General features: G+C 66.8%; 24 protein-coding genes, 3 pseudogenes and 1 riboswitch. Of the genes and pseudogenes, 10 read left to right on the top strand and 17 right to left on the bottom strand.

Annotated elements, in window-relative coordinates:
• Positions 1–115 precede the first annotated feature (115 nt).
• Positions 116–253: riboswitch (yybP-ykoY riboswitch) on the top strand.
• A 112-nt stretch (positions 254–365) separates the two neighbouring features.
• Complete coding sequence (locus tag KVT39_RS09285; RefSeq protein WP_034181923.1) at positions 366–1,376, top strand: sodium:calcium antiporter; 1,011 nt, start codon at positions 366–368, stop codon at positions 1,374–1,376.
• A 127-nt stretch (positions 1,377–1,503) separates the two neighbouring features.
• On the opposite strand, the gene KVT39_RS09280 is transcribed toward KVT39_RS09285, so the two are convergent.
• The 6 genes from KVT39_RS09280 to KVT39_RS09255 all read right to left on the bottom strand — a co-directional run bounded on the left by KVT39_RS09280 (position 1,504) and on the right by KVT39_RS09255 (position 9,150).
• Positions 1,504–1,872, bottom strand: coding sequence for a copper-binding protein (locus KVT39_RS09280; RefSeq protein ID WP_131949126.1), 369 nt, complete (start codon positions 1,870–1,872; stop codon positions 1,504–1,506).
• Positions 1,863–5,069: an efflux RND transporter permease subunit gene (locus KVT39_RS09275; RefSeq protein WP_217588711.1), complete on the bottom strand. Its 3,207-nt coding sequence runs from the start codon at positions 5,067–5,069 to the stop codon at positions 1,863–1,865. The genes KVT39_RS09280 and KVT39_RS09275 overlap by 10 nt, the downstream gene beginning before the upstream one ends.
• Positions 5,066–6,604: an efflux RND transporter periplasmic adaptor subunit gene (locus tag KVT39_RS09270; RefSeq protein WP_217588710.1), complete on the bottom strand. Its 1,539-nt coding sequence runs from the start codon at positions 6,602–6,604 to the stop codon at positions 5,066–5,068. Before KVT39_RS09270 ends, KVT39_RS09275 begins: the two co-directional genes overlap by 4 nt.
• Before the next feature lie 11 nt (positions 6,605–6,615).
• Positions 6,616–7,908 (bottom strand): TolC family protein, encoded by a 1,293-nt coding sequence (locus KVT39_RS09265; protein ID WP_217588708.1) that lies wholly within the window; start codon positions 7,906–7,908, stop codon positions 6,616–6,618.
• Positions 7,909–8,000: 92 nt separating this feature from the next.
• On the bottom strand, positions 8,001–8,387 hold the full coding sequence (locus KVT39_RS09260; RefSeq protein ID WP_217588703.1) for a hypothetical protein: 387 nt from the start codon (positions 8,385–8,387) through the stop codon (positions 8,001–8,003).
• A gap of 130 nt (positions 8,388–8,517) precedes the next feature.
• Positions 8,518–9,150 carry a glutathione S-transferase C-terminal domain-containing protein gene (locus KVT39_RS09255; RefSeq protein ID WP_105392733.1) on the bottom strand — a complete coding sequence of 211 codons (633 nt, stop codon included), beginning with the start codon at positions 9,148–9,150 and terminating at the stop codon, positions 8,518–8,520.
• 136 nt (positions 9,151–9,286) lie between these two features.
• On the opposite strand from KVT39_RS09255, the gene KVT39_RS09250 reads away from it, so the two are divergent.
• The 4 genes and pseudogenes from KVT39_RS09250 to KVT39_RS09235 all read left to right on the top strand — a co-directional run.
• Positions 9,287–9,679 (top strand): helix-turn-helix domain-containing protein, encoded by a 393-nt coding sequence (locus tag KVT39_RS09250; RefSeq protein WP_034181917.1) that lies wholly within the window; start codon positions 9,287–9,289, stop codon positions 9,677–9,679.
• A gap of 33 nt (positions 9,680–9,712) precedes the next feature.
• Positions 9,713–10,081 carry a hypothetical protein gene (locus KVT39_RS09245; protein ID WP_034181916.1) on the top strand — a complete coding sequence of 123 codons (369 nt, stop codon included), beginning with the start codon at positions 9,713–9,715 and terminating at the stop codon, positions 10,079–10,081.
• Between the two features lie 43 nt (positions 10,082–10,124).
• A complete protein-coding gene (locus KVT39_RS09240) occupies positions 10,125–10,994 on the top strand; it encodes a hypothetical protein (RefSeq protein ID WP_217588702.1) in 870 nt (289 codons plus the stop codon).
• A 117-nt stretch (positions 10,995–11,111) separates the two neighbouring features.
• Positions 11,112–11,285 (top strand): annotated as a pseudogene (locus tag KVT39_RS09235) (MFS transporter); the annotation flags it as partial.
• A gap of 76 nt (positions 11,286–11,361) precedes the next feature.
• Here KVT39_RS09235 and KVT39_RS38420 read toward each other — a convergent pair.
• Positions 11,362–11,442, bottom strand: a pseudogene (locus KVT39_RS38420) (cupin); the annotation flags it as partial.
• A 194-nt stretch (positions 11,443–11,636) separates the two neighbouring features.
• Between KVT39_RS38420 and KVT39_RS09225 the strand changes: the two are divergent.
• On the top strand, positions 11,637–12,521 hold the full coding sequence (locus KVT39_RS09225; protein WP_217588693.1) for a helix-turn-helix transcriptional regulator: 885 nt from the start codon (positions 11,637–11,639) through the stop codon (positions 12,519–12,521).
• Positions 12,522–12,530: 9 nt separating this feature from the next.
• Positions 12,531–13,052, top strand: a pseudogene (locus KVT39_RS09220) (aldehyde dehydrogenase family protein); the annotation flags it as partial.
• A 67-nt stretch (positions 13,053–13,119) separates the two neighbouring features.
• On the opposite strand, the gene KVT39_RS09215 reads toward KVT39_RS09220, so the two are convergent.
• Both KVT39_RS09215 and tam read right to left on the bottom strand, forming a co-directional pair.
• Entirely contained in the window at positions 13,120–13,524 is a 405-nt protein-coding gene (locus KVT39_RS09215; protein ID WP_034181912.1) for a nuclear transport factor 2 family protein, read from the bottom strand.
• 219 nt (positions 13,525–13,743) lie between these two features.
• Positions 13,744–14,529: a trans-aconitate 2-methyltransferase gene (tam, locus tag KVT39_RS09210; RefSeq protein ID WP_034181911.1), complete on the bottom strand. Its 786-nt coding sequence runs from the start codon at positions 14,527–14,529 to the stop codon at positions 13,744–13,746.
• Between the two features lie 138 nt (positions 14,530–14,667).
• Here tam and KVT39_RS09205 point away from each other — a divergent pair, with 138 nt between their 5' ends.
• Entirely contained in the window at positions 14,668–15,564 is an 897-nt protein-coding gene (locus KVT39_RS09205) for a LysR family transcriptional regulator (RefSeq protein ID WP_034181910.1), read from the top strand.
• Between the two features lie 70 nt (positions 15,565–15,634).
• Here KVT39_RS09205 and KVT39_RS09200 read toward each other — a convergent pair whose 3' ends face one another.
• The 4 genes from KVT39_RS09200 to KVT39_RS09185 all read right to left on the bottom strand — a co-directional run bounded on the left by KVT39_RS09200 (position 15,635) and on the right by KVT39_RS09185 (position 18,156).
• Positions 15,635–16,069 (bottom strand): GNAT family N-acetyltransferase, encoded by a 435-nt coding sequence (locus KVT39_RS09200; protein WP_034181909.1) that lies wholly within the window; start codon positions 16,067–16,069, stop codon positions 15,635–15,637.
• A 344-nt stretch (positions 16,070–16,413) separates the two neighbouring features.
• A complete protein-coding gene (locus KVT39_RS09195; RefSeq protein ID WP_034181908.1) occupies positions 16,414–16,881 on the bottom strand; it encodes a nucleoside deaminase in 468 nt (155 codons plus the stop codon).
• Positions 16,882–16,995: 114 nt separating this feature from the next.
• On the bottom strand, positions 16,996–17,466 hold the full coding sequence (gene cynS / locus KVT39_RS09190; RefSeq protein WP_072438272.1) for a cyanase: 471 nt from the start codon (positions 17,464–17,466) through the stop codon (positions 16,996–16,998).
• A 30-nt stretch (positions 17,467–17,496) separates the two neighbouring features.
• Positions 17,497–18,156: a carbonic anhydrase gene (locus tag KVT39_RS09185; protein WP_217588691.1), complete on the bottom strand. Its 660-nt coding sequence runs from the start codon at positions 18,154–18,156 to the stop codon at positions 17,497–17,499.
• A gap of 113 nt (positions 18,157–18,269) precedes the next feature.
• On the opposite strand from KVT39_RS09185, the gene cynR reads away from it, so the two are divergent.
• Positions 18,270–19,202 carry a transcriptional regulator CynR gene (gene cynR, locus KVT39_RS09180; RefSeq protein WP_217588683.1) on the top strand — a complete coding sequence of 311 codons (933 nt, stop codon included), beginning with the start codon at positions 18,270–18,272 and terminating at the stop codon, positions 19,200–19,202.
• Between the two features lie 37 nt (positions 19,203–19,239).
• Here cynR and KVT39_RS09175 read toward each other — a convergent pair whose 3' ends face one another.
• Together KVT39_RS09175 and KVT39_RS09170 are read right to left on the bottom strand one after the other, a co-directional pair.
• Positions 19,240–19,440: a hypothetical protein gene (locus KVT39_RS09175; protein WP_217588677.1), complete on the bottom strand. Its 201-nt coding sequence runs from the start codon at positions 19,438–19,440 to the stop codon at positions 19,240–19,242.
• 29 nt (positions 19,441–19,469) lie between these two features.
• Positions 19,470–20,789, bottom strand: coding sequence for a DUF3422 family protein (locus KVT39_RS09170; RefSeq protein WP_217588671.1), 1,320 nt, complete (start codon positions 20,787–20,789; stop codon positions 19,470–19,472).
• A gap of 128 nt (positions 20,790–20,917) precedes the next feature.
• Between KVT39_RS09170 and KVT39_RS09165 the strand changes: the two genes are divergently transcribed.
• A complete protein-coding gene (locus KVT39_RS09165) occupies positions 20,918–21,793 on the top strand; it encodes a LysR family transcriptional regulator (protein WP_034181902.1) in 876 nt (291 codons plus the stop codon).
• Here KVT39_RS09165 and KVT39_RS09160 read toward each other — a convergent pair whose 3' ends face one another.
• Both KVT39_RS09160 and KVT39_RS09155 read right to left on the bottom strand, forming a co-directional pair.
• The gene (locus KVT39_RS09160; RefSeq protein ID WP_217588670.1) at positions 21,794–22,354 is read right to left on the bottom strand and encodes a hypothetical protein; all 561 of its coding nucleotides are present in this window, start codon (positions 22,352–22,354) and stop codon (positions 21,794–21,796) included. It abuts the gene before it with no gap.
• Between the two features lie 145 nt (positions 22,355–22,499).
• Positions 22,500–22,850, bottom strand: a complete 351-nt coding sequence (locus KVT39_RS09155; protein WP_131949106.1) for a hypothetical protein — start codon at positions 22,848–22,850, stop codon at positions 22,500–22,502.
• Between the last annotated feature and the right edge of the window lie 170 nt (positions 22,851–23,020).

Below are 23,020 nucleotides of genomic sequence, written 5' to 3'. Positions count from 1 at the left end.
CACGATAGTTGGCATGAAGGGCGGCTCATGGTCGGACAGCGGCATCCACGGAAATCCGCGAAGAAACACTTTTCGAGGCGAAGGCTTGTCGAAAGAAATCCGCTCCGCTAGACTGCCCTTCGTCTTTGGGGAGTAGCCTGCTTTCCGCCCCGCGGAAAGCGAACGCGTCAACACACTCGGCTTTCGGCCGTGGCGCGTTCGGCCGATTCGGTCTGGCGAGACCATGGGCACATCGCGTCGTTCCTGGTCGGACGTCGGCGGTTGTGCCATGGTTCGTCAGCGTCCGACCACGGAGTCCCCATGTTCCTCCCAGCCGTTCCCCCGCGCCCCATCGACCTCTACGCACCAGCCTGCGGAGGTGCCGCATGACTTTCATGTTCGTCGAACTGGCGTTCATGCTGCTCGTGATCCTCGTGGCCGCCGAAGTCTTCACCAATGCGCTCGAACATCTCGGCGAACGTCTGAAGATTTCCGAAGGCGTGACCGGTTCGCTGTTCGCGGCCGTCGGCACCGCGCTGCCCGAAACGATGGTGCCGCTGCTCGCGCTGGCCGGCGGCACGGCGAACCAGGCCGTGAACGAGGAAATCGGCGTCGGCGCGATTCTCGGCGCGCCGCTGATGCTCGCAACGCTGACCACCTTCCTGATGACGCTCGCCGTGATCCGCTCGCGCGGGCTGCGCGGCACGATCGCGCCCGAGCGCACGGGCTTCGTGCGCGACATGAACTACTTCCTGGCCGCGTTCTCGCTGGCGACCGTGGCGATGTTCGTCCCGCATCACAACTGGGCCGTACGCGCGCTGCTTTCCGCGATGCTGGTCGGCATCTACGCGATGTACGTCGTGATGACGTTCCGCGCGTCGAGCCAGCTCGTCGATGCCGGGCACGGCACCGAGGCGCCGCATACGATGTTCCTGGCGCGCACGGGCCTGCCGACCAACCTGGCGACCATCGCGCTGCAGTTGCTGCTCGGCGTCGCGCTGCTGGTCGGCGGTGCGAAGGGCTTCATTCACGGCGTGGAAGGCGTGTCGCACGTGCTCGGCATATCGGCGCTGCTGCTGTCGCTGATCATCGTGCCGATTGCCACGGAATTGCCTGAGAAGGTCAACAGCGTGCTGTGGATCCGCCGCAAGAAGGACACGCTCGCGTTCGGCAACATCACCGGCGCGATGGTGTTCCAGGGCACGCTGCTGCCGGCGATCGGCATCATGCTGACGCCGTGGGAGCCGCGCCCCGAAGTGCTGACCGGCGTGATCGTCACGCTCGCGGCGGCGGCCTGGCTGCGCGTCAATGCGCGCAAGCGCGGGCTCGCGATCTGGGCGTTGCTGGCGAACGGCGCGGGTTATGTGGTGTATCTGTTCCTGACGCTGGCGCGCTGAAGTCGGGATCGGGCGCATTGCCCGACACGCGCACGCGCGCGGACGCGGACGCGGCAACGTCCGCCGCGTCCGCGCGATGCGGTTCACTGCATTGACGCGGGCGAAAACGACACCCGCGTCTAGACGATCAGGATGCCTTGACGAGCTTGACGATCGTCATCGTGCCGTTGACGTTCTCGATCCGGACCTTGACCTTGTCGCCCACATGCACCTGCTCGAGCATGGCCGCATCCTTCGCCTTGAACGCCATCGTCATCGGCGGCATCCCGACGTTGTCGAGCGCGCCGTGCTTCAGCGTGACCTTGCCGCTCGCGGCATCGACCTTCTTCACTTCCGCATCGGTCAGCGCGGCATGCGACTCGGCCGAACCGTCCGACGACATCTTCATGCCGGACATGTCCATGCCCGACATGTCGCCGGCGGCAAAGGCCGGCGTTGCAAGAGCGCCGATCGCGAGAACGGCAGCGGTGGTAGCAATCAATTTCTTCATCGGGATTCTCCGGTTTGGGTAGATGGCACGTTCATGCCGTGAGGAACTGCATCGGAATGCCGCGCATCGCTCGCGCTTCGCACACGACGGCGCTGAAGCAGAAGCCACGCGGCGGGAATGACGAACATCGACAGCAGCGGCGCGGTGACCATGCCGCCGACCATCGGCGCGGCGATGCGCTGCATGACTTCGGAGCCGGCGCCGTGCCCGACCATGATCGGCACGAGGCCGGCGAGCACGACGGCAACCGTCATCGCCTTCGGCCGCACGCGCAGCACCGCGCCTTCGCGAATCGCGTCGAGCAGCAGCGCATCGGTCAGCGGTTCGCCGGCGTCGAGCCGGCGCGTCAGTGCGCCCTTCAGATACAGCAGCATCACGACGCCGAATTCGGCGGCCACGCCCGCGAGCGCGATGAAACCCACCGACGTCGCAACGGACACTGCATGGCCGAGCCCCCACACGAGCCAGAAGCCGCCGACCAGCGCGAACGGCACCGTCGACATCAGCAGCAGCGCGTCGGCCGCCGAGCCGAACGTGAGAAACAGCAGCACGAAGATCACGACGAGCGTCACCGGCACGACGGTGCGCAGCGTCGCCGCCGCGCGTTCGAGATACTCGAACTGCCCGGACCACGCGATCGAATAGCCGGGCGGCAACGCGACCTGTTGCGCGACCGCCTGCTGCATCGCGCGAACCGCGGTGCTCAGATCCGTGCCGCGAAGGTCGACATACACGTAGCCGGACAGCCGCGCGTTTTCGCTTCGGATCATCGGCGGGCCGTCGGCGATCGCGATGCGCGCGACGTCGCCGAGGCGGATCTGCGCGCCGCGCGCCGTGACGATCGGCAGTTGCCGCAGGTTCTCGAGCGAATCGCGAATCTCGCGCGGATAACGGATGTTGATCGGAAAGCGCTCGCGCCCCGCGATCACTTCGCCGATATCGTCGCCGCCGACCGCCGACGACACGACCGACTGGATATCGGCGACCGACAGCCCGTAGCGCGCGGCGGCGAGCCGGTCGATGTCGACGTCGATGTAGCGGCCGCCGTTCAGCCGTTCCGCGAGTGCGGACGTGACGCCCGGCACGTGCTTCACGGCCGCCTCGACCTGCGTCGCGATCGCGTCGATCCCCTTCAGGTCCGGCCCGGAGATCTTCACGCCGACCGGCGTCTTGATGCCGGTGGACAGCATGTCGAGCCGGTTGCGGATCGGCGGCACCCACACGTTCGACAGGCCCGGCACCTTCACCGTGCGATCGAGTTCGTCGACGAGCTTCTCCGGCGTCATGCCGGGCCGCCATGCGCTGCGCGGCTTGAAGCGGATCGTCGTCTCGAACATCTCGAGCGGCGCAGGATCGGTCGCGGTATCCGCGCGCCCCGATTTGCCGAACACGGTATCGACCTCGGGCACGGTCTTGATCAGCCGGTCGGTCTGCTGCAGCAGCTCGCTCGCCTTGTCGGCCGAGATGCCCGGCAGCGCGGTCGGCATGTACAGCAGGTCGCCTTCGTCGAGCGGCGGCATGAATTCGCCGCCGAGCCGCGACAACGGCACGGCCGTCAGCACGAGCGCGGCAACCGCGACGCCGATCGCGAACCACGGGCGCAGCAGCGTCGCTTCGAGCAGCGGCCGGTACATGCGAATCAGCACGCGGTTGATCGGATTCGCGTGCTCGTGCGGAATGCGGCCGCGCACGAGATAGCCCATCAGCACCGGCACCAGCGTGACCGACAACCCGGCGGCGGCGGCGATCGTGTAGGTCTTCGTGAACGCCAGCGGCGCGAACAGCTTGCCCTCCTGCCCTTCCAGCGAAAACACCGGAATGAACGACAGCGTGATGATCAGCAGCGAGAAAAACAGCGCCGGCCCGACTTCCGCGGCCGACGCTGCGACGAGTTCCCAGCGGCGCGCGGCCGTGATCGGCTCGCCGGGATGCGCGTGGTCGTATGCTTCCAGATGCTTGTGCGCGTTCTCGATCATCACGATCGCCGCATCGATCATCGCGCCGATCGCGATCGCGATCCCGCCGAGCGACATCAGGTTCGCGTTCACGCCCTGATAGCGCATCACGATGAACGCGGCCAGCACGCCGAGCGGCAGCGACAGGATCGCGACGAACGCGCTGCGCAGATGGAACAGGAACACCGCGCAGACGATACCGACGATCACGAATTCCTCGATCAGCTTGTCCGTCAGGTTGTCCACCGCGCGCTCGATCAGTTGCGAACGATCGTAGGTCGTGACGATCTCGACGCCGGGCGGCAGCGAGCGCTTCAGGTCGGCGAGCTTCGCCTTCATCGCGTCGATCGTCGTCAGCGCGTTCTTGCCCGAGCGCATCACGATCACGCCACCCGTCACCTCGCCCTGCCCATTCAGCTCCGCGATCCCGCGCCGCATCGCCGGGCCGACCTGGATCCGCGCGACGTCGCCGAGCAACACCGGCGTGCCCGCGTCGTCGGTGCGCAGCACGACGTGCCGGAAATCGTCGAGCGTGCGCAGGTAGCCGGACGACCGCACCATGTACTCCGACTCGGCCAGCTCGACGACCGAACCGCCGGACTCCTGATTGGCCTGGCGAAGCGCGTCCGCAACCGCCGCCTGCGTGATCCCGTACGCGCGCAGCTTGTCGGGATCGAGAACGACCTGGTACTGGCGCACCATGCCGCCGATGCTCGCGACTTCGGATACGTCCGGCACGGCCTTCAGCTCGAACTTCAGGAACCAGTCGTTGAGCGCGCGCAGTTGCCCGAGATCGTGATGGCCGGTGCGGTCGACCAGCGCGTACTCGTACACCCAGCCGACGCCGGTTGCATCCGGCCCGAGCGACACCGTCGCGCCTGCCGGCAGCCGGCTCTGCACCTGGCTCAGGTATTCGAGCACGCGCGAACGCGCCCAGTACGGATCGGTGCGATCGTCGAACAGCACATAGACGAACGCATCGCCGAACGACGAGTACGCGCGGACGGTTTTCGCGCCGGGCACGCCGAGCAGCGTCGTCGTCAGCGGATAGGTGACCTGATCCTCGACGACCTGCGGCGCCTTGCCCGGATACGACGCCTTCACGATCACCTGCGTGTCCGACAGGTCGGGCAACGCATCGAGCGGCGTCTGCCGCAGCGAATGAACGCCCCATGCGGCGATCAGCACCGTAGCGAGGAGCACCAGGAAGCGATTGTGGACGGACCAGCGAATGATGCGCGCGATCATCGTTCGCCTCCCTGCGGCTCGACCTTCGTCAGCCGGTAGCCGTCGTCAGTCTGCGTAAACGCGAAGCGCACCGTCTGGCCCGGCTTCACATTCGGGAACGCCTTCGCCGACGGCTTGCCGAACGCCATCGTCATCGCGCCCCAGCCGAGCGCCGGAACGGGCTGATGCGAGAACGTGATGTCGTCGGCCGTGACCCTCTCGACCTTGCCGGTGGTTTCGTAGATCGGTGCCGCCGCTGCTGCGGACGATGCCGGCGTGCTTGCTCCCGCGGCCCGCTCCAGCTTCGGCAGCACGCTTTTCAGGCTGGCCTCGGAATCGATCAGGAACTGCCCCGATGCGACGACCGTATCGCCTTCGTTCAACCCGTCGAGCACTTCCGTGTCGCCGCCGACGTCGTTGCCGACCGTCACCGACACCGGCTGAAGCCGGCCGTCGCCGTTCTTCGCGATGACGATCGTGCGCTTGCCGGTCGCGATCACCGCTTCGGACGGCACGAGCAGGCGCGACACCGTCTGTTTCGCTTCGACGCGCACGCGCACGCGCATCAGCATGCCGGGCGTGAGCTTCAGCGCTGCGTTGTCGATCTCCACGCGCGCCTGCAGCGTGCGGCTGCCCGTGCTGATGCCGGGCAGCACTTCGCGGATGCGCCCGGTGAAGTGCCGCGCCGGATCGCCCGCGAACGTCGCGTCGACCGACATCCCCGGCTGCACGTTCAGCGCAAGCGCTTCGGGTACCTCGACGATGAGCCACAGCGTCGACAGCCCGGCGATCTTCGCAAGCGTCTGCCCGGGCGCGACCATCGCGCCGTCGCGTACGTTCAGCTCGCTGACGACGCCGGTTTCCGGCGCGGTCAGCACGACGTGCGTCTGCGCACGGCCGGTGCGATCGAGATTCGCGATCATGCCGTCGGGAATCGACAGCGCCCGCATGCGCGCACGCGACGCATCGAGCAGGCTGCCGTCCATCCCGCCGCGCTTGAGCGCGAGATATTCCTCCTGCGGCGCGAGCCAGTCCGGCACGAACAGTGACGCGACCGGCGCGCCCTTCGCGATGCGCTGCATCGGCGCGCGCGCATACAGACGGTCGATATAGCCGGTGACGCGCGACTGAACGACGTCCGCGCGCGATTCGTCGAACTGCGTGGTGCCCACCGCATCGAATCCCGCTGCCGTCTGCTGCCGGCGTACGGTCGCGTAGCGGATACCGAGGTTCTGCTGCAGGCCCGGATCGATCCGGATGCCTGACGAACCGCCACCTTCGTCCGCATAGACAGGTTGCAACTGCATGTCCATGAACGGCGATTTGCCCGGTTTGTCGAAGTGCTGGTTCGGCACCATCGGGTCGTGCCAGTACAGCACCTTGCGTCCCGTCTTCGGATCGGTCGCGCCTGCAGGTGCGGCAGGGGATGCTGCAGCCGCTGCGTCCATCCCCGCGCCGCCCGCCGCATGGCGGACGCCAGCGAAATAGCCGGCGCCGAGCAGCGCCGCGGCGGCGAACGTCAACAGCACCGCGCGCGCCAGTGATTGCTTCGTCATGAAGTTCTCCTTCACTGCGCGGCGGCCAGCGTCGCCGGCACGACCTGATATTCGAGCTGCGCCCAGGTCTGCGACACGTCGCGCCTGAGATCGAGCACCTGCAACTGCGCTTCCAGTTGCGCACGCCGCGCGGCGAACGTGTCGGCAAGCGAACCCGTACCGGCCCGGTAGGCGGCATTGGCGAGCTGCACGCGCTGATCGGCGGCGGGCAGCAGCGCTGCGCTCAGGTTCGCGATGCGTTCGCGGCCGTTCGCCAGCGTTTCGGACTGCGTGCGGATATCGGCCTGCACCTGACGCAGCGTGTCCTCGTACATCAGCCGCGCCTTCGTCGCGAGTGCGGCCTTCTCGGCGACGTCGCGGTTCTGGCGGTTCTTGCGGTTGATCGGCAACGGGATCGAGACGCCGACCGACACCATGTTCGAATACGCGCCGCCGCGCTGCTGGTACGCGATTTCCCACGTCCAGTTCGGGCTGCGCTCGCTGTTCGCGACCGCGGTGTCGGCTTCGGCGACCGCGATGTCGTCCGCGGCGGCGACGAGCGCCGGTTGCGACAGACGCAGTTCGTCCGGCGGCAGCGACGACACGAAGGATTCGGGCGCGGGCGGCGTGCCTGTCACATCCGCGACCGGCGTGGCCGTCCAGCGGGCAAGCGCGATGAGTGCGGAACGATACGTCTGCTGCGCCTTGAGCACCTGATCCTGCGTTTGCGCGAGCATCGCGCGGGCCTGCACGACGTCGCCCGCGCTCGCCTTCGCGCCGCGATACGACGCCTGCGTCGCGTCGAGTTCATGGTTCATGTGCGCGAGCAGCGCCTGCTGAAGCGCGAGCGCCTGCTTCGCATAGACGGCGTCGAGCCAGGCCGTCGCGGTCTGCCGGCGCACGGCGGCGAGCTGCACGAGATAACCCGCGCGTTCGCGGCCGACCTGCTCGCCGGCCAGCGCGGTGCGCAACCTCCGCTTGTCGCCGGACACCCATTCCTGCTCGATGCCGATGCGGCGCATCGTCATGAAGTCCTGGCCGACGGTGAAGCGTTGCCCGCCGTTGACCGGCAGGTTGTCGATGCCGGCCTTGAGCATCGGGTCCGGCAACTGGCCGGCCTTGACGGCCGCTTCCGAACTCGCGTGCACCGAAGCCTGCGCGGCCTGCATCGAAGCGGAATGATCGGTGGCGGACTGCAGCGCGGCGTCCAGCGTGAATGGCGACTGCTGCGCGTGAACGGCGCACGCCACCAGCAGCGCGGCCCACAGCACGGGCGCGCGCCGACACGCACGCCGCGTGCGCGGCGTGCCGAAATCGAATGACATGGTTTAACCCCAACGTCGGAATCCAAAGGGATTCCACGTCCTGAGCACAGGACGAACCTCACCGCCTGGGCGGTGAACCGGTCGGATCGGGATCAGCTAATGCGTGGAGGGCGCCACAACCCGCTCGGGTCGCGGACCGGGACGGACTGCGTGTAGTGGAAGACGATCGTGCTGGCGAATGCAGCGGGACGGGTGACGTCGACGCGGGCGGCCGGGTGATAGAGACTGCCGAACTGGCATTGGGCCGTCACCTTGCAGGCCATGACCTTGGCTTTGGCCTTCGCTTTCGCGTTGCTGGCGGAGAGCGACTTCATCGAGTCGCAATCGCTCATGTCGGCGGACATGGTCATGCCGGTATCCGCTTCCATCGACATCGTGTGCTGCATCGGACATTCACCGGTCAGGCCGCTGGCTGCCAGCCCGCTGATGGGCAGCACCGCGCAAAGCAGCAGCAAGATGAAGGTCCGAAGCAGTTTCATGGCGGCGATTATAGCGCGGCATTTTGCTGCGTGGCGGCGCCGCGATAGCGCGAAACGGCCGCGGTGCGACGGGATGACGCGCCGTATCCGCGACCGTCGCAGTCGCCATCGCCGTCGCCGTCGCCGCGCGCTACCGCGACAGGCCGTCCGCCGCCAGCACGGCCTGCACCGCCGGCCGCTCCCGCACGCGCTCGTACCACGCCCTCAGATGCGCATACCGGCTCAGGTCGATATCCGCGTTGTACACGGAGCGCATCCAGTCGGCCTTGCCCCAGCCGGTCAGCGCGAACAGGTACGCATCCACAACCGTGAACGTGTCGCCCGTGACGAACGTCTTGCCGTCGAGCTGACGGTCGATCCATGCAAAGCGGCTGTCGAGCTTCTGCCGCGCCGGCTCCACGTACTTCCCCGCCTGCACCGCATACAGCAGCGGGATGAAACCCTTGTGGATCTCGGTGCCGAGGAAGTTGAGCCATTCCATCAGCCGGTAGCGCGCGAGTGTGCCGTAGGCGGGCGCGAGCGCGGCTTCCGGGCGCAGATCCGCGAGATACTGCGCGATCACCGGCCCTTCGCGCAGCATCGTGCCGTCGTCGAGTTCGAGCAGCGGCACGTAGCCGAGTTCGGTCACGTCGTAGTAGTTGCGTCCGCCTTCGACGACATGCTTGCGCGCGTCGACGTTGACGATCTGCGCGTCGATGTCGCCTTCGTGCAGCACGATGCGGATCGCCTGCGAACAGCTGCCGGGAGCGTGATAGAGCTTCATGCGTTTCCTTCGTTGGTTGTCCGTGTATCGATTTGCCGCGACGCGGGCGCTAATATCTCGCATCGGCGCATGGGTGGGAAGACGGCAGTCATTTGTGCCGTAGTCACAAAAAATTTACCGACCAGGGTTCAGCAGGATGAAAACGAGTGCGACAGGATGTTCCGTTGAAGAAGCGATGCGCATGCTCGGCGGCCGCTGGCGGCTGTTGCTGGTGTCGTATCTGCTCGACGGGCCGCGGCGCTTCAGCGACCTGCGCCGCGACATGCCGGGCATCTCGCAGCGCATGCTGACGCTCGACCTGCGCGCGCTCGAAGACGCGGGGCTCGTGCGGCGGACCATCTATCCGGAAGTGCCGGTGCGCGTCGAGTACGATCTGACCGCGGACGGCGACCGGCTGCGGCCGGTGGTCGACGTGATGCGCGAATTCGGGCTGTGGCTGAAGGCGCGCGATGCCGATGCGTCGTGCGATACCGGCGTGGCGCCCGAAGCGGCGGAGGCGATCGAAACGGCAAGCCGCTCACCCCGATAACCTCGACAACCTATTACGCAGGAACCTACGTTCATGGACCTTCACGCTACCGTCGGCGCGGCAACGTCCGACCTCGACGACGACGAAAGCTTCGCCAACATCTACTGTCACGACGCGGAGCAGGACTATTGCTTCGCGCTGTCGCGCTTTCCGGACGACACGCTGATCGAAGTGATGGTGCGCGACCAGATCAACTGGCGCGTCAAGGATCTGTCGGTGCGCCTGACGGACAACACGATCGACGTCGAGATCGAACCGGGCATCGCTGCGCGTCTCGACGGCCAGACGCGTTACGTGATCCATCTCGCACCCGGCCAGTACGATCCGGTCGCGCTGCGTGCGGCGCTGAAGGAGATCTTCGTCGGCAAGAGCGGGTATCGCGACGACAGCGCGGGTGGCTGACCGATCACCTGCACGCTCATCCCCTTCGCGCCAACGCCCGCTCATGACGCACTCCCTGCAATTCCGACCGTTTCCGCGCGTCGCCGCGCTGCTGCTCGCTGCGTGCGCATCGATGCCCTTCGCCGCGCACGGGGCCAAACCGCTGCTCACGTTCAAGGTCGACGACACCGTCACAGCGCGCATCGAGCGCGCCGACAGCGCGCACATCACGGTCCGCTTCCTGCCAAGCGGGAAAACGCAGACGCTCGGCGTCACCGCCGCCGACGAGGAAGGCCACTACCACCTCGCATCGGACGACTACAACTTCGACGGCCACCGCGATCTCGCGGCGCACGCGCTGCTCGGCATGGTTAACGAAAACTACGGCATCTATCTGTACAACGCCGCGCGCCAGCAGTTCGAGCCACTGCAAATGCCGGCGAACGACATGCCGCACGGCAGTTGCGACGACCTGATCAATGTCGAGGCGAAGCCGAAGGAGCACACGCTTTACAGCTCGTGCCGCGGCGGCCCGATCTGGTACACCGATGCGTATCGCTTCGACGCCAACGGCAGGATGTATCTGTATCAGTCGAGCGAAGCGATACCGGACGACCTGCGCGACTTGCTCGACGACGATGCGGGTCCGTCGTCGATGCTGCTGACCTACGACGAGCACGGCAAACGCGTGTCGCGCCGCCCGCAGGCCTACGGCGGCGGCAAGGTCACTTTCAAGGTGCGCGCGACGCGCGTGCCGCTGCACGAGACCATGAACGATGCGCCGACGCGGCGCTACGTCGTCGCGGGCGACACGCTCGAACTGGTCGACGCGGCTGCCGACTTCCAGTGGCTGAAAGTCGTCTATCGCAATCCGCGCACAGGCGCCGTGACGGGCTGGATCAGCGCGAAGGACGCCACGCCCGCAGGCGGCTGACACGCGCCGCATCTGGGCCGCGCGCCTCTCGCAGCTTTCCCACATATTGAGCGCGCAACTTCCCATTAACAGGAATGCCTGTTCAAATGTCGACGCGATTCGCTCCAAGGCTCTAACGGCGTATTCAACCTGATCGGCAACCTGTCCGCGATCGCGACGCCGATCGTGATCGGGCTGCTCGTGAACGGCGCGGACTTCTCGCGTGCGATCACCTACATCGCCGCGATGGCGCTCGCGGGCAGCCTGTCGTACGGGCTGCTGGTCGGCAAGGTCGAGCGCATCGACGCTTGACCGTTACGCGGACGGCACGGGCGTGCCGCCCTGCGCATCAGAACCGCAAAAAAACGTCGCGCCGGGTCGTTCGGATTTCGTCCATCCCGAAGTCGAGCTTCGTGAATTCGCCGATGCCTGCGCCGGGCGGCAGGATGTCCTTGATCAGTTTGGTCATCTGAATCTTTCGTCTATTGATCGAAAAAAGCAGAGACAAAGTTACTCATTTACACTGCCCCGGTATGCCCCCTTCCGGGGGACAAGCGATGTCTTGCGGAGCATGAAGTCGCAAGGACACCCGCCGGTGTTTCCCCTTAATGACGTTTTTCACCGCAATCGCTACAATCCCGCCGCTTCTCACCGGGGAACCGCATGCCGCTGAACGTGAACCCCTCCCACCGCGACAACGACCGCTTCAACGTGTCGTTCAAGGCGCTGGGCGAGCTGATCGAGACGGTCGGCACGCCGCACTTCGTGCCGCGCCTCACGCAACTGCTGAACGACGTGGTGCCGCTCGACGTCGCGCACGTCGAACGCTCGCGCGTCGACGGCACGATGCCCACCGGCTACCGATGCGAATGGATCGGCAGCAGCGGCATCGGCACCGCGACGTCGGACATCTCGGACGTGATGACGCTCTACTACGAGCGCTTTCTCGACAGCGACCCGCTGTTCGCGGGGCTGCGCGGCAAGACCGGCACGATGCTCGTCGTGCGCGACATCGCGGCGATCCCGCCCGGCGAATTCCGCCAGCGGCTATTCGACGACGTGCATATCGGCCACGAATGCGTGCTCGCGCGCGGCACACGCTACTCGCAGCATTCGATCGCGCTGGAGCGCGGCCGCGACCGGCCGCCGTTCACGCTGGCCGAGATGAATCGCTTTCGCAGCATCAGCGACGTGCTGTTCCCGCTGCTCGAACTGCATGCGTCGACCACCGCCGTGCGGCGCGTCGCGCACCCGACGCCCGAAGTCCATCCGCTCGCGCAGTTCGATGCGCGGATCGCGTCCGACGGCGTGAAGCTGTCGAAGCGCGAATACGAAACCTGCAAGCACCTGATCTCCGGCAAGACGGTGCCGGAAACCGCCGGGATCCTCGGCGTGCGCGTCGCGTCGGCCGAGTCGTACGTGAAACGCGCGTTCGCGAAGCTCGGCGTGCGCACGAAACGCGAACTCGCTGCGTGGGGTTCGGCCACCACCGCGCTCCCTTCCGCCGGATCGCACGACGGCGCCGCGCCACCCGCGATCGCGCGCTGACCTGGCCAGGCCGCGCACGTCGACGCCGCTGTGCGCGGTGCGTTCGCCGGCTGGCGCGATACGCCGCCCGCCGAGCACTGCCGCATTCTCGCGACGGTCGCCGAGCGTGTCGAAGCCCAACGTGACCGCCTCGCCGCGCTGCAGATGCAGGTGAGCGGCAACCCGCCGTTCGAGGCCGAAACCGACGTCGGCGCGGCGCTGACCGCGCATCCGCTGATCGACAAGATCTCGTTTGCCGGCAGCACGGCGGCCGGCCGCAAGGTGATGCAGGCAGCGGCCGAGGACATGAAGCGCGTGACGCTCGAACTCGGCGGCAAGTCGTCGCTGATCGTGCGCGAGGATGCCGATCTCGACGTCGCGAAGCAGTTCCAGAAACACGTGCGCGCGGGGCTCGTGTGGATCAATGCGCCGCAACTCATCTACCCGCACGTGTGCTGGGGCGGCTTCGGGCTCAGCGGGATCGGCAGCGAACTCGGCATCGCGTGGCTGCGCAGCTGTCATGAACTGCGCCACGCGATGCGCGCGATCGACCGACCAGTTCCGCCGTTCAGGATTCCAGACGAGTTTTTCCCGGAAAGCCGGCACGCATACAGCGCCGTCACTGTCGATGGGCCGCCGCTTCCGCCTCGGTATCGTGATACTCGGTAAACGCCGTGATCTTGCCGTTTTCGATCGTGATCAGATGCACCCACTCGTCCTCGTACGTGCGCCCGGTCGAGTGGACATACCAGCGTTGTGCGCCGAGCACGACGACCCGGTTGCCGCTGGCGATGAACTCGAGCGGCTCGAACCGTTCCACGGTCTGCGTCGACGCAAGCGCCCCGAAGAACGCCGCGACCTCTTGAGGCCCATGTCGTCTGCCTGCGAACGGAATGATGCCGGTCGGCCCTGGTATGAACCAGTCGACGCTTTCGGATAACGTCTGCAGGATGCCGTCGATATCGGCCCTGCCGAACGCCGCGTACGCCTGCTGCACCAGTTGAACGTTGCTTTGCTCGGTCATCGTGCCCTCCCGTCATCGCCGGTTGCAGCGTTGCGGCGCGATGCCCGGGCTGCAGTCATTTCAGCATAGTCGAACCGCAGCGCGACACACTTAGGGTTGGCGAGCAATCGAGCGGCGCCGATTTGATATGAGCAATCCGGGGCACCGCTATCCTGCCGCGACGATGACGTGCGTCTGCATCTTGCCGGCCACCGGCCCGTCGCCGGCGGCATTGCCGCGTCACTTCCGCGTCGCCACGACGAACAGGCGCGGGAACGGCAGCAGCACGGTGCCGTCGTCGAGTGCCGGATAACCGTTCGGCCCGGCGATCGCCTCGCGATAACGCGCGAGGAACGCACGCTGTTCGCCGTCGTCGAGCGCCGCGAGGAACGGCCGCAGCGCACTGCCCTTGAACCATTCGACGACCGCGTCCGCGCCGCCGCGCAGCGGGTGGTAGTAGGTCGTGCGCCACACGTCCACGCGCGAACACAGCGGCGACAGCAATGCGTAGTAGTAGCGCGCGTCGAACCGTTCGGTGCGCGCCGCGCCTTTCAGCTTGTCCGCCCACGGCCCGGCCGCGGCGACTTCGCGCATCAGCCGGTGCGCGGGTTCGTCGAGGTTGTCGGGCATCTGCACCGCGAGATGGCCGCCCGGCGCAAGCCGGCCGACGAGCATCGGAAACAGCGTGTCGTGCGCGGGCACCCATTGCAGCACCGCGTTCGACAGGATCAGGTCGTAGCCGCCCGGATCGTCCCACGCGGCCACATCGGCGATATCGAAGCGCAGTGCCGGCAGGCGCTTGCGCGCGGCCGCGATCATGTCCGCCGATGCGTCGATTCCGTGGATCGTCGCGTCGGGTGCGCGTGCGATCAGCGCTTCCGTCGAATTGCCGGGCCCGCAGCCGATGTCGATCGCGGTGCGGATCGGCGTGCGCGGCACGGCGGCCAGCAGGTCGCGCACCGGCCGCGTGCGCTCGTCCTCGAATTGCACGTACTGGCTCGCGTATTGATCGAGTGGGGTCGTCACGATGGTTCTCCTTGTCGGCATGGGCGGCGCCGCTGCATCCGGGCGCGGGATGCATGCGGCCGCCGATGCAGCGCATTCTGCGACTGACGCCGCACTTCAGTAAAATGAATTTAATATCGTTATTGATTCAAATTTCTGATGAAAATCGATACGCTCGGTGTACAGGCTTTCGTCGCGATCGCCGACGGCGGCAGCTTCAGGCAGGCGGCCGACACGCTGCACGTGACGCAAACGGCGATCACGCAGCGGCTGCGCAAGCTCGAGTCGTTTCTCGGCGTCGCGCTGGTCGAACGCACGACGCGCCGCACCACGCTGACCGAGATCGGCCGGCGTTTCCTGCCGCAAGCGCGGCGGCTGCTGAACGAACTATCCGATGCGCTGACCGAAATCCGCGAGACGGGCCTGAGCCAGCGCGGCGACGTCACGATCGCGTGCGTGCCGACGGTCGGCGTGCAATACCTGCCGCGCATCCTGCGCGCGTTCTCCGGGCACCGGCCGCACGATCGCGTGAAGATCCTCGATCACGCATCGGCATCGGTGCTGCAGGCCGTGCTGCGCCGCGAAGCCGAATTCGGCATCAGCATCGCCGGCGACCAGCACCCCGAACTTGTCAGCGTGCCGCTCACGCACGACCCGTATGTGCTTGTCTGCCGCGACGATCATCCGCTCGCGAAGCGGCGGCGCATCCGCTGGGCGGCACTGCAGCCGCATCCGCTGATCTTTGCCGGCGAAGTGAGCGGCAATCGCGGGCTGCTCGAAGGCGCGCTGAAAACCAGCGGCGTGTCGCTGCACTCGTTCTACGAAGTGCAGCGCAGCTCGACCGCGCTCGGGCTCGTCGCCGAAGGGCTCGGTGCGGCCGTGGTGCCGAAGCTCGCGATCCAGAAGAACGCGTATCCGATGATCCGCACGATCGAGCTCGTCGAGCCGTCGGTGTCGCGCACGCTCGTGCTCGTCACGCGCAAGAGCGCGCAACTGTCGCCCGCGGCGCGGGCGCTCTACGACATGATCGTCGAGCGCGCGACGCCGGGACGGTGATTCGCGAGCGGGATGGGCATTGCGCTTGCTGCCACCGCTTGCGATGTCGGCGGATGTCAGGAACAGGCTCTCAAAGCGTCTTGACCATGAACACACGCGCGGTCCCTTCCGGCTCGCACGGCACTTCGCCGAAGGCTTCGTAACCCTGCTTCCGGTAGAAGTCAGGCGCCTGGAACGAGATCGTGTACAGCACCGCGCGTGCACACCCGCGCCGTTTCGCTTCCGCTTCGGCTTCGCGCAGCAACCGGCTGCCGAATCCGCCGCCGCGCAGCGATTCGGGCAGGTAGAACAGATCGATGAAGAAAAGGCCGAGCGAAGTCCGGCCGGTGAGGCCGCCCAATACCTCGCCGGTCGCGGGGTCGGTCACGTAGACGTCGAGCGCGGCCGCATCGGCGCGCCCCGTCATCGCGTGGTTGAATTCGCCGAGCTTGCGGCTGATGAAGTCTCGTGCGGCCGGCTGCTCGGTGTCGGTCAGTCGAAGGGTAACGTCGGGAAGGGCTGTCATCGGGCGAATGCGTGCGTGAAAAGACCGCCGGGCGTGCAGCACCCCGCGGGCGTCGCACGACTATAGCGCGTCGCCTGCGCGCCGGCATGCGGTCGAATCGAGTCCGACCGGCGCTGCCGCTGCAAAAGCACGAACGGCGAGCGCATCGCGCGGCCGACGCTTCGTTGCACGTTGTCGCGTTGCGTCGGCTCACGCCACCGCGAACGCCGCCTTCATGTCGGTCACGCTGCGCCGCTCGCGCATGATCTATCCGGCGGCACGAAAGCCGCCGGGCGGACCGAAGGATGAGAAAAACGAGCAGCCGAGGCGGCTGGCCGCGCAACCTGCGCGCCGCGCGGATCACGTCACTTCGCGTTCAGTTCCTGCCAGCGCCGGTAGACACCGATCGCGTCGCCGTGCTTCTGCTGCACCATCGGCAGCCGCCGCTCGCCGATCGGCTTCGCATATTCTGCATAAAACGTGTCGAGCTCGAAGTACTTGCGGTCGTCGCGGTAGAACGGCGCGTAGTCCTCGCGCGTCGTGATGTAGATCACGCGCTTCGGGCTGCAGTAGTACAGCGATCCGAGGCACATCGGGCACGGGCTCGCGAGGATGTAGATCTCGCAATCGGTCAGGTGTTCGGTGCCGAGCTTGCGGCATGCATCGCGCACCGCGAGGATCTCCGCATGCGCGGTCGGGTCGCTGGTCTGCGCGACGAGGTTCGGGCTCTCCGCAACGATCTCGCCGTCGCGGACGATCACCGTCGCGAACGGGCGTCCGCCCTCTTCCACGTTCTTCATCGCGAGATCGATCGTGCGTTTCACAAAATCCATGGCTGTGTCCTCGTAGAAACGGAATGGCCGGAACGTGCACCGGCCGGCGGCCGACGCACGTCGGGCGAACCTGTGCGGCGGCGCCGTTGCGGCGCCGCGCCTGCGTCGGTTCGGTCAGAACGGCTTGGTCGGCAGGTACTTGCCGTCGAGCGTGATCACCGCGCGCGAACCGCCTTCGGGATCGTCGACCTTCTTCACGTCGAGCCGGAAATTGATCGCGCTGATGATGCCGTCACCGAACTTCTCGTGAACCAGCGCCTTCAGCGTCGTGCCGTACACCTGCAGCATTTCGTAGAAGCGGTAAATGGTCGGATCGGTCGGCACGCGATCGTCGATGCTGCCGCGCAGCGGGATCGTCTGCAGAAGCAGCACCGCGTCGTCGTCGAGGCCAAGCTTGTCGGCAACGACGCGCGCGGCGCCGGCCGGCAGCGCGTGCTGGCCGAGCAGCGCGGCCGTGACGAACGCTTCGCTCAGGCCCGTGCCTTCGGTGAGTTGCGCGAACGACAGGTTCTTGCGCGCCTTCGCGAGGACGACGGTCTCCGCAAGCGCGTGGCGGGCGGTCTGGCTGTGCTGGGACTGGATCATGGCAATACCTCGTGGTTGGGTGGGAGCGATTCAGGCCGCGACGGGAAGCGTCGCAGGCGTGGCACGGACGTCGGGATGGTCCGCCAGGGAGACGAACCGGCCGGTCGCGCCGTCATGGGCGTCGATGCAGCCGGATTCGATGTCGTAGACCCAGCCGTGCAGCGCGAGACGCCCTTCTTCGAGCGCGAGCCGCACGGCAGGGTGCGTCTTCAGGTTCGCGAGTTGCGCGACGACGTTCTCGCGCACCATCGAGTCGATCCGATCGCGTTCGCTGAGATGCGCGCGCGCCTCGTTCACGACGCGCGCCGAATCGGCGTAGCGCAGCCAGTGGCCGACGGCAGGCATGTGGTCCATGCACTGGCAGGTCGCGATCGCGGTCATCGCGCCGCAATCGGAATGCCCGCAGATCACGACGTCGGTCACGCGCAGCGCGGCCACCGCGTATTCGACCGAGGCCGACACGCCGCCCGGCTCGGGGCCGTACGACGGCACGATGTTGCCGGCGTTTCGGATCACGAACAGATCGCCCGGCTCGCGCTGCGTGACGAGCTCGGGCACGAGCCGGCTGTCCGAGCACGAGATGAACAGCGCACGCGGGTTCTGGCTGCGCGCGAGATCGCGGAACAGCGCGGCACGCTCCGGATAGGCGTCGCGCTGGAACTTCAGAAAGCCTTCAATGATGTCCTTCATCGCGTGTCCTCCGGTGTAGGTGAAATCGATGAAGGGCAGGTTACGCCGGACTTCCAATAACGTAAAAGACTGATTTATGATCCATCGGATAAGCAAAACTTATAGGAATCGCGATGCTGCTGCGCCATATCAACTACTTCCTGGCCGTCGCCGAACACTGCAGCTTCACGCGCGCGGCCGTCGCGCTGCACGTGTCGCAGCCCGCGCTGTCGCAGCAGATCCGCCAGCTCGAGGAGATGCTCGGCGCGCAGCTGTTCGACCGCACCGGGCGTGTCACGCGATTGACTGACGCCGGCGACGTGTATTTCCGCTATGCGCGGCAGGCGTTGCACGATCTCGCGGAAGGCCGGCGCGCCATTCACGACGTGCAGGATCTCAGCCGCGGCTCGCTGCGGATCGCGGTCACGCCGACCTTCACGAGCTATCTCGTCGGGCCGCTCGTCGAGGCGTTTCATGGCCGCTATCCGGATGTGTCGCTGTCGGTACGCGAGATGTCGCAGGAACGCATCGAGGCGCTGCTCGTCGACGACGAGCTCGATGTCGGCATCGCGTTCGAGGAGGTGCAGACGGCGGATATCGAAGCGGAAACGCTGCTGGTCGAGACGCTCGCGCTCGTCGTGAACCGTCGGCACGCGCTCACCGGGAAACGCAAGGCTGGCCTGCGCGCGCTGCACGACGCGCCGCTGGTGCTGCTCACGGCCGAGTTCGCGACGCGCGTGCAGATCGACCGTTATTTCCGCGAGCACGACGTGCGGCCGCGTGTGCTGATGGAAGCGAATTCGCTTGGTGCGGTGATCGAGATCGTGCGCCGCACGAATCTCGCGACGCTGCTGCCCGCGACGATCGCGGCCGGGCACGACGATCTCGTTTCCGTCGCGCTCGATCCGGCCGTGCTGCGGCGCACGGCGGTGCTGCTACAGCGCAAGGGAGCATACCGGAGCGCGGCCGCGCGCGCGTTCGTCGAGCTGGCGCTCGCGCTAGGGGCGGGGAAAGCGAAGGGAAAAGGCAATTCACGCCCGGCGCGCCAAAAGGCGGCCGGCAAATGAACGCCTGCGTCGAATCGAATCGACGCGAGGAAACGCGTCAGTTGTAGCCGAGAATCGCCACCGCCGCGACGTCCGGCCGATCGAGCGTATTCCCGACGAGCGACGTCATCGGCTCCTGCAACACGGCCTGATACGACGTCATGCGCGCCTCTTCCGCTACGCCCGCTTCGTCCGGTGCCGGTTCGTCGAACGCGTCGAAACCGCTGAAGAACCCCGATTGCTTCTGCGAAAAAGTCATCTCCACTCCTTTGATATGTCGTTGATGTTCTAGCCGACCTGCTTCAACGCCGCCGCCCGCACGGGCGCGCCGTCATGCACGGCCTCCGATCGCGCAAGCTGCGCGCGCGTGCGCCGCGTGATGTGAATCACCGCGAATACCACCGGCGCGATCAGCAGGCCTTCCGCCAGCTCCGGATCGACCGGCAGGTTCATCACGTGCAACGCCTTGAACGCCGCCGTCGCGAGCGACAGCACGTAGTACGAAATGGCTGCCACCGACAGCCCTTCGACCGCGTGCTGCAGATGAAGCTGATTGCGCGCGGTGCGCTCCATGCCCGCCAGCAGGCGCGTCACGTCCTTTTCCTGCGCGAGGTTTACGCGCGTGCGCAACAGGTCGACCGCGCGCGCGATCCGTGCGGCGATCTGCTCGTGGCGCGCCCACACGCTGCGGCACGTCTCCATCGCCGGCGCAAAACGCCGCTCCATGAATTCGGCGATCGTCGGCATCCCTTCGATACGCTCCTCGCGCAATTCCTGGATGCGCGCCAGCACGAGTTTTTCGTACGCTCGCGACGCACTGAAACGCGCGCCCGATCCCGACAGCGATTCGACCCGCACCGCGAGATGCGTGAGCTTGACGAGCAGCGCCGCGTCGTCGCCGTCGGCGCCGCTCGCGTCCATCCGCTGCATCAGCGCATGCAGTGCCGCGTGGATCTCGTCGAGTTCGCGGCTCATCCGGCGCGCGACCGGCAGCGCGAGCAGCGCCATCATCCGGTACGTTTCGATTTCGTACAGACGCTGCAGCAGGCGGCCGCCCTGCTCCTCGCGGAAATCCTCGTCGACGACGAGAAAACGCATGAAGCCGTCGTCGCGCACATGCCAGTCGCAGAACACCTTGCCGCCGCCGAGCACGTTGCTGCCGACGAGCGCGGGCCCGTCGATCCAGCGGCGCAGGTCGCCGCAGACGAGCCGCGCGGCATCGCCCGACAGCAGTTCCATCCGCACCGCGACGAAGCGGATGCCGGCCAGCCGCGCGAACCATGCGGCCGGAATGCCTTCGATCGCGAGATCGTCGAAATAGCCGGTGTCGCGACGCGGCGCGACGAACGTAAAGGTCGAGAATTCGGTGTGACGTTCCCACTTCAGGTGCCAGCCGCACGGCGACTGCACCGCGTAGTGCGTCGCGCCTTCGTGCGGCGCGGCAATGCCGGTGTCGCGGCACAGCGCGTGCAGCAGCGTTTCGTGGATGTCGGGCTGGCCGTCCGCATAGATCGCGTAATGCGTGAGCGACACGGCTTCGGCAAGCCGCAGGAACGGCCGCGCATGCAATTCCGCGGCCAGTGCGGCGCGCAACGGATGGTCCATCATCGATACACCACTCTTCCTGTTCAAGCCTGCGTGCCGGGCAAAACGCCAGCGTGATTGCACTATGGCAGACACACAGCAACAATAAAAACGCATAATGCTGATCGTTACGTTCAGTTTTCCTGATACCCATGAAGATGCTCGATCACGACGTGCTGGCCACCGTCGTCGCCGTCGCGGAAACCGGCAACATGACCCGCGCCGCCGAAGCCGTGAACCGCTCGCAGTCGGCCGTGAGCATGCAGATCAAGAGCCTGGAAGACGCGATCGGCCGGCCGCTGTTCGTGCGCAAGCCGCGCAGCATCGTGCTGACGCGCGAGGGCGAGGTGCTGCTGGGATTCGCCAGACGAATGCTGGCGCTGCGCGACGAGGCGTGGGCGGCCGTGGTGCGGCCGGAAGTGACCGGTAAAGTGGTGATCGGCGTGCCGGACGACTATGCGTCGTCCCTGCTGCCGTCGGTTCTGAAGAAATTCTCGGCGACCTACCCGAAGGTCGAGATCCAGGTGATGGGGCTGCCGAGCAGCGCGCTCGCGCCGCTGATCAAGGACGGCACCGTCGATCTCGTGTGCGGCACACGCATCAAGGGGCTGACCGGCGACTTCATCCGCCACGAGCCGATGGCGTGGGCCGCGATGACGAACGGGCCGCGCGTGTGGGAAGAGCGGCCGCTGCCGATCGCGGTGTTCATGCCGGGCAGCGTCGCGCGCGAGAACGCGATCCGCAGCCTCGAACGCGCGAAGGTGCCGTATCGCACCTCGTATGAAAGCCCGAGCCTGCTCGGGCTGCTCAGCATGGTCGAGGCCGGCCTCGCGGTCGCGCCGCTCGCGCGCTGCGCGATTCCCGCGCAACTGTCGATGCTCGGCCGCTCGCACGGGCTGCCCGACCTGCCGCCGCTCGAACTGATTCTCGCGCGCAGCACGAAATCGAAGCGGCCGCCGTGCGACTTTCTCGCGGAACAGTTGATGGAGGATCTGCAGCGGCAGACCGGGCAAACCGGCGACGCGTGATCAGCGCGTCGCGCCGAACCCCGCCGCGGCCAGCGCCGCATTGACGTTCGCCGCGACCGCATCGACGAGTGCCTCGAGCGTATCGCCGCGCACCTGCGCATGTTCCGGCGCGACATGCTCGATGCGTCGCCAGCCCCACTGCGCGCCCGACGCGACCGACAGCGTCGCGCCGAACCGGTTGCCGTGACGGCGGCCGAAGATGCTCACGCGCCGCTCGTCCAGATACGCCTGCTCGGGCAGACAAAGGCCGATCTCGACTGCGACCTGATCGGAGTCGTTGACCCGTGCGGCCGGGTTGACCGCCGGCGCGAACACCTTGCCGATCCGCAACGTCACGCAGGTTTCCCACGCCGCGAGCGGCCCGCCGGCCGCGTCGACGCGCTCGGTGTCGACCGACCACTGATGCCCGTCGGGCACGACGATCGCCTGATGCAGCAACATTTCGGCCACGCGCACCGTCGTCACGAGCTGCCGCGCGAGCTGCCGGCCCGACGGCAGCGACGCCGTCCGCGCGCGGCGGCTTGCCGGCCGCGCGCTATGCACTTCTTCCGTGAGGTACATGGACACTCCATATTCAGGATCGGCGCCGCACGCGACGCGGCGCACGAACATCCGCCGCCCGGCGGGCGGACAGCACCGCGACCGACGATCCGGCGGCGAATCAAACGATCAACAAGCAACCGACGCGCAATAATCGTTCCCCGATTCACCGGGGCTGCGGCCCGACGCGCAGCCGGCGCGCGACGGGCCCGATCACCGCATCGGCCTGCTGCGCGATCAGCATGTGCAGCGTGAAATCCAGATCCTCCGGCGCGATCTCGAAGTGCACATGGATCACGTCGCGCACGGTGCGCGCGCTGACGACATACACGCCGAGCGGCGAATGCAGCAGCGCCGCGAGGCGGGCGCGCGCGAGTTCGCCGGAGTCGGCCGTCAGCGTGACGGGCAACTGCAGGCGCAGGCGCGGCGGCGGGAACGGAAGGACGGTGTTGCGTGCGCCGGCGCGCACCTGGCGGCCGGCGACATCGAAGGCGGGAACGGGATGGATGAAGGTCATGGAGCGGACGGAAGCCGTCTCGGCTGTTCGACACATGCCCAGCTTAGAAGACCGCGCATAAACGCCGTGCAAAAAAACGGCGCGGTAGTGCAAAAAACGGCATGCGGGGTGCAGGCCGCGTCATCGTCACCTTCGCTCTGCCCATCCTCACCGCTACCGCCGACGACCAC

Source organism: Burkholderia sp. GbtcB21, assembly GCF_019091065.1.
Lineage (GTDB): Bacteria > Pseudomonadota > Gammaproteobacteria > Burkholderiales > Burkholderiaceae > Burkholderia > Burkholderia pyrrocinia_C.
This window is presented reverse-complemented; position numbering and strand designations above follow the sequence as displayed.

Coding starts and splice junctions, on each gene's coding strand:
- KVT39_RS09260 (WP_217588703.1), bottom strand. CDS start 8,387: ATGAAACTGCTTCGGACCTTCATCTTGCTGCTGCTTTGCGCGGTGCTG.
- KVT39_RS09160 (WP_217588670.1), bottom strand. CDS start 22,354: ATGTACCTCACGGAAGAAGTGCATAGCGCGCGGCCGGCAAGCCGCCGC.
- KVT39_RS09205 (WP_034181910.1), top strand. CDS start 14,668: ATGAAAATCGATACGCTCGGTGTACAGGCTTTCGTCGCGATCGCCGAC.
- KVT39_RS09250 (WP_034181917.1), top strand. CDS start 9,287: ATGAAAACGAGTGCGACAGGATGTTCCGTTGAAGAAGCGATGCGCATG.
- KVT39_RS09265 (WP_217588708.1), bottom strand. CDS start 7,908: ATGTCATTCGATTTCGGCACGCCGCGCACGCGGCGTGCGTGTCGGCGC.
- KVT39_RS09285 (WP_034181923.1), top strand. CDS start 366: ATGACTTTCATGTTCGTCGAACTGGCGTTCATGCTGCTCGTGATCCTC.
- KVT39_RS09155 (WP_131949106.1), bottom strand. CDS start 22,850: ATGACCTTCATCCATCCCGTTCCCGCCTTCGATGTCGCCGGCCGCCAG.
- KVT39_RS09215 (WP_034181912.1), bottom strand. CDS start 13,524: ATGACCGAGCAAAGCAACGTTCAACTGGTGCAGCAGGCGTACGCGGCG.
- KVT39_RS09270 (WP_217588710.1), bottom strand. CDS start 6,604: ATGACGAAGCAATCACTGGCGCGCGCGGTGCTGTTGACGTTCGCCGCC.
- cynS (WP_072438272.1), bottom strand. CDS start 17,466: ATGATCCAGTCCCAGCACAGCCAGACCGCCCGCCACGCGCTTGCGGAG.
- KVT39_RS09165 (WP_034181902.1), top strand. CDS start 20,918: ATGAAGATGCTCGATCACGACGTGCTGGCCACCGTCGTCGCCGTCGCG.
- KVT39_RS09175 (WP_217588677.1), bottom strand. CDS start 19,440: ATGACTTTTTCGCAGAAGCAATCGGGGTTCTTCAGCGGTTTCGACGCG.
- KVT39_RS09275 (WP_217588711.1), bottom strand. CDS start 5,069: ATGATCGCGCGCATCATTCGCTGGTCCGTCCACAATCGCTTCCTGGTG.
- KVT39_RS09240 (WP_217588702.1), top strand. CDS start 10,125: ATGACGCACTCCCTGCAATTCCGACCGTTTCCGCGCGTCGCCGCGCTG.
- KVT39_RS09245 (WP_034181916.1), top strand. CDS start 9,713: ATGGACCTTCACGCTACCGTCGGCGCGGCAACGTCCGACCTCGACGAC.
- KVT39_RS09225 (WP_217588693.1), top strand. CDS start 11,637: ATGCCGCTGAACGTGAACCCCTCCCACCGCGACAACGACCGCTTCAAC.
- KVT39_RS09200 (WP_034181909.1), bottom strand. CDS start 16,069: ATGACAGCCCTTCCCGACGTTACCCTTCGACTGACCGACACCGAGCAG.
- KVT39_RS09170 (WP_217588671.1), bottom strand. CDS start 20,789: ATGATGGACCATCCGTTGCGCGCCGCACTGGCCGCGGAATTGCATGCG.
- KVT39_RS09195 (WP_034181908.1), bottom strand. CDS start 16,881: ATGGATTTTGTGAAACGCACGATCGATCTCGCGATGAAGAACGTGGAA.
- KVT39_RS09185 (WP_217588691.1), bottom strand. CDS start 18,156: ATGAAGGACATCATTGAAGGCTTTCTGAAGTTCCAGCGCGACGCCTAT.
- cynR (WP_217588683.1), top strand. CDS start 18,270: ATGCTGCTGCGCCATATCAACTACTTCCTGGCCGTCGCCGAACACTGC.
- KVT39_RS09255 (WP_105392733.1), bottom strand. CDS start 9,150: ATGAAGCTCTATCACGCTCCCGGCAGCTGTTCGCAGGCGATCCGCATC.